This window comes from Neolewinella persica DSM 23188, assembly GCF_000373105.1.
Taxonomy (GTDB): Bacteria; Bacteroidota; Bacteroidia; order Chitinophagales; family Saprospiraceae; genus Neolewinella; species Neolewinella persica.
Genome location: NZ_KB890475.1, coordinates 1 through 4,620, shown reverse-complemented (window position 1 = coordinate 4,620; position 4,620 = coordinate 1). Strand labels below are relative to the sequence as shown.

The window sequence follows — 4,620 nt, the reverse complement described above, 5'->3', positions numbered from 1 at the left end:
GGTCGATGGCACGAAAATCCACGGCCAGAATGCGCGGAAGAAGAACTTCAATGCGGCCAAAATTCAGCGGCACCTAGACCGAATCGATGATCGGATCGCCGAAGCAATGACGGAGTTCGCGCGCCAGGACGCTTATGAAGATAGTGAGGAGAAGTCAGNGTTGCGGGCGCGGACGCAGGATGCACTGGACGTATTAAAAGCAAGGAAAGCCGAGTACGCCAGTCACCAAAAGCGATTAGCTGAGAGTGACAACACCCAGATCAGCCTGACCGACCCCGANGCNCGTTCNNTGATCAAGCATGGCCGGGAATCTCTGGNCGGCTACAACGTCCAGTCGGTGGTGGACGATGCCAATAAGCTCATTGTCCATACGGAAGTTACCAACGAAAACGATCTCAACGCCCTCGGTCAGCTCGTCGAGGACACGAACGAGTTTCTTGATCTAGAGCCTGGCGCTGAGATCCTGGCCGACAAAGGCTACCACAACGCCACCGAGATGCAGCGCGTCCGGGACTTGGGCCACCAGACCTTCGTCGCCGAGCGTCGTCATGCCAGCAACAATAAGGAGGATAACTACCCGCCTAGCCATTTCTGCTACGATGATGGGCAAGACGCTTACATCTGTCCGGCCGGAGAGCTACTCCGCTCCTCCGGCAAACTTTACCAACGAAAAGGAACGCCCCATCGCTTCCAAACCTACCGGGCTTCTCGTAAAGTATGCGGTAAGTGTCCGTTGCGGGAAAAGTGCCTGTCGGCCAAGTCATTAGTGAGTAACCATTCCCGGGCCTTCACCCGCCTGGAGCACGCTGCCGCCGTAGAGGCCAATCACGATAACCTATATAATAACCCTGGCGTATATTAGCAGCGCCAGGCCATCGTCGAGCACCCGTTTGGTGCCCTGAAACGATAATGGACGGGCTACTACACGCTCCTGCGCGGCCTCGATAAAGTCGACGGGGAGTTCAGTTTGCTGGCTTGCTGCTACAACATCAGGAGGAGTATGTCCATTTTTAGCGTGTTGGACCTGCTTGAGCGTCTAAGGGGGGCGATCTCTCGGTATTTTACCGCTATTTGTCATGAGGGGCTCCGTGGAGGCTAGTGTTTTTGGTGTATTTTGTGAGCGGCCGCGGCGGCTGAAGCTGGTGGGCTGATCAGCGCTTGGAAATTGAATCTTGGGTAGGGACATTACTCAGATTCCCGTTGTAGCTAATTAAAGAAAAACCAATGTAAATTCAATGTCAGTTCGCAAAAGCCCTGATTAAGTATAGGAGAAAATGAGCACCCGTATACCCATATCATCATCCAACAAATCCATTGCGGTTCTCCCTTTTGTTAATATGAGTGCCGACCCTGAGAACGAATACTTCAGCGATGGCATTACTGAAGAAATAATCAACGCCCTAACCACCGTGAAGGGCTTGAAAGTCATTGCCCGCACTTCCTCTTTTGCATTTAAGAACAAAAATATAGATGTGCGAACCATTGGTAATCAGTTAGGGGTAAGTACTGTTTTGGAAGGGAGCGTCCGGAAAGCCAAAAACAGGGTTCGCATTACAGCGCAGTTAATCAGTACTAATGACGGCACTCACTTCTGGTCAAAGAATTTCGATCGGAATTTGGAAGGCATATTTGCACTACAAGATGAAATAAGTTTACTCATTGCTGACCAGATTCGGGAAAATTTTGGTCACCTCAATATTCAGGAACATCTAATTGAAGCGCCTACACAAAATATGGAGGCCTACAACCTTTATCTTAAAGGTCGCTATCAGCATTTAATGTGGGATGGACCAGGAATCGCAAATGCAATAGAACTCTATGAACAGTGCGTAGCGATAGACCCCTCCTTTGCTTTGCCTTACTTTGGTTTGGCGTATTGTTATGCCATGTCCGGATCCTGGGGAAATAATAAAGGCTTGTTGCAGATGTCAGAAGAGAAGCTCAGCAAAGGTTTTAAGCTGGATAAACAATCCTATGTAGGGTATTTTAGTAAAGCGACATTGTCCTTTTGGGGTCAATGGGATTTCATCAAAGGGCATAAATTTTTTCAAAAATCATTAAAACTTAATCCATTCTATACGGAAGCAGAAGAAGGTTTATGTGAATTGTATACAGCGGTAGGTTATTTCGATAAAGCGCACTGGCATACTGATAATATTTTAAAGATAAATCCTTTATCTCCGAATCATTATTTTACCAAAGCAAATATTTATTATTTAAACGAGGACTACACAAAAGCACTGGAATGTATAGAGACCTCATTGAGCATCAACCCAGGTTTTACACATCCCATTGCACTAAAACAACTGTGCTTAATTCTTACAAAAGATTACGAAGAACTAAATGACTTCTTAGATAATACTCCTTTGGCAGAAAGACCGGAAGAATGCAGAGTATTATACAAATTGGTAAATCCAGAAGATAAGATCGATGTTGATATCAGCAGGGTTAGCTCAATGATAAAAGAGGATTCTGGGGGAGCGCTTTTCCCCTGGCAACTTTTTTTGTTGGTCCATTTGGACAATCACGAAATGGCATTGGACTTTTTAGAAGAAAACATCAGGATGCGTACCGGTCAAGTCGTAAACTTTATGAATATTCCGCTGCTTAAACCTTTGCACCGGTATCAGAGGTTCCAGGATTTACTGCAAGCCACTTTTCGTACAGAGCTATTACCAAATAATCCCGAAAAAAAAATACGAATTGCCCCTCCCAAGGCCCTAATGGCGACTGCTGAAATCGACAAGGTTTTAGAACTTATTGGAAAAGGAATGAAGGAAGAAAAGTGGTTTCAAAACCCATCTTTATCTTTACGCGAGCTAGCCGAAAATGTGAATATTAGCAGTAACAAGCTTTCCTGGTTGCTAAATGAACGAATTGGCCAAAACTTCAATGAATACATCAATAGTCTTCGTTTGGAGAATTTCAAAGAGAATGCCCTAAATCCTGCCAAAAGCCACCTTACCCTTTTAGCACTAGCTTATGAAAGCGGCTTTAATTCTAAATCGGTATTTAATGCCTTCTTTAAAAAAATAGAAGGGATGACACCGAAAGCTTGGTTGAGGTCTAATCAAATGTAAGCCTGTCCAAAAGGTCCCAAATCTCACTATAAAGTCCGAAATTTCATTTCAGGACGATTCGCCTTCCTTCCCGCTCCATCTTTGCATTGTCAAATCGATAAAGCAGAGTAAATAATCATCGGATGATGATTCCTTTCCTTTTTACTAGATGTAGTAACGATAACGGGAGGTGCTTTGTAGAAATCGGAATTTTCAAAAAAAAATATGATTACTATGAAAAATCTATTTGCAATGCTTTTATTTTTATGCACGCTTAGTGTCTTTGCTCAAACTAACTCGCAAGAGGGTGAAGAAACAGAAGTAGCCCATAAGTACAGGGTGAGTACTACTTATCTCATGACAGATCTTATCCTGGCAGACTGGAACAAGCGAACAAGTAACCAAATGATAGAGCTTCATGTAAAACGCAACCTGGATAATAAGAACATCGTAGGTGTGAAGTTTGTCACCTGGCGATTGTTTCAACCTATGGGAATCACCTGGTGGGATGGTCTTTTGGATAAGTTAGAGACAGAAAGTGAATTCTATCCAGGATATTTGCGAGAAACAGGAATAGGCATAACATATCAACGTATGCTATGGAAAGGACTATTTGCAACTGTTGAAGTTGTACCGCAATTTCAAACCTATACGGATCTAGATGATAATAAACTTGGAAATGGTTTTAAAGTTTATAACTCCGTTCATTTGGGCTACCATTTCGCATTTGGAAAGAAAAAACGATTTTTCATAGAACCTCAGGTTCATTGTAACCAATGGATGTTTGATAACAATTCTCCTGAAGGGTTTAAGCAATTGGACGAGAAATGGAGGAACTACTTTCTTTTTGAGCCAAACCTTTACATCGGCTGGAAGTTTTAAGCTATAATCAGACAAGTCAGGATTCACAATTCCTGGCTTGTCTGACTATAAGTACAAAACAATAAATAGCATATCCAGCAAAAAGGAACGATATGAAATAACACAGGGACTTTACCAATCCTGGACCTTTGAAGAAGCAATCCAGAGAAGTATGGCTAGGAAACTTAAGTTTGCTCCCGGCACAAAATGGAAGGCGTTTTACTCAGATACAAACTATCAATTGCTTGGAAGAGTAATCGAGACCATCACAAATAGATCATTTAATACTATGATAAAATTGATTCAATAGGTGGTGAAACAACCGAGTACTGGCTGCAACAGTTACTGATATCCAAGACAATTACCAGAAAAACCGGAAGCGACCCACCCAATATGGCCTCTTCGCGACGCATTTGGAAGCCATGATAGCTCCCGACTCGGAAGTTCGCGTAATTGCCGCCTTTGTCGATCAACTGAATTTACTGGAATTAGATTTCCAGCCCATCAATAATATGGGGGCAAGCGCTTACGGCCCTGAAGTATTATTGATTATATACCTGTACGGTTACCTCAACCGCGTGNGCAGCTCGCGCCGGTTGGCGCGGGAATGTCGGCTTAACGTGGAGATGATGTGGCTCACCGGGCATTTGCAACCGAATCAGAAAACGATTGCGGAGTTCCGGAGAATTCATCCAAAGCA

General features: G+C 43.8%; 5 protein-coding genes. All 5 read left to right on the top strand.

From position 1 onward, the window contains the following. Nucleotides 1-106 precede the first annotated feature (106 nt). Nucleotides 107-862 carry a transposase gene (locus tag B036_RS0124780; RefSeq protein ID WP_455015092.1) on the top strand — a complete coding sequence of 252 codons (756 nt, stop codon included), beginning with the start codon at nt 107-109 and terminating at the stop codon, nt 860-862. 475 nt (nt 863-1,337) lie between these two features. After that, nucleotides 1,338-3,080, top strand: a complete 1,743-nt coding sequence (locus B036_RS0124775) for a helix-turn-helix domain-containing protein (RefSeq protein WP_020571434.1) — start codon at nt 1,338-1,340, stop codon at nt 3,078-3,080. A 213-nt stretch (nt 3,081-3,293) separates the two neighbouring features. Further along, nucleotides 3,294-3,941 carry a hypothetical protein gene (locus tag B036_RS0124770; protein ID WP_026232327.1) on the top strand — a complete coding sequence of 216 codons (648 nt, stop codon included), beginning with the start codon at nt 3,294-3,296 and terminating at the stop codon, nt 3,939-3,941. 37 nt (nt 3,942-3,978) lie between these two features. Further along, nucleotides 3,979-4,230 (top strand): serine hydrolase, encoded by a 252-nt coding sequence (locus B036_RS34670; RefSeq protein ID WP_026232326.1) that lies wholly within the window; start codon nt 3,979-3,981, stop codon nt 4,228-4,230. A gap of 112 nt (nt 4,231-4,342) precedes the next feature. Continuing rightward, on the top strand, nt 4,343-4,620 hold a 278-nt coding region (locus tag B036_RS30990), incomplete at its 3' end, for a transposase (protein ID WP_020571432.1).

Excerpts from the sequence above, each read along its gene's own strand:
- B036_RS0124770 (WP_026232327.1), top strand. The coding sequence starts at position 3,294 with ATGAAAAATCTATTTGCAATGCTTTTATTTTTATGCACGCTTAGTGTC.
- B036_RS0124775 (WP_020571434.1), top strand. The coding sequence starts at position 1,338 with ATGAGTGCCGACCCTGAGAACGAATACTTCAGCGATGGCATTACTGAA.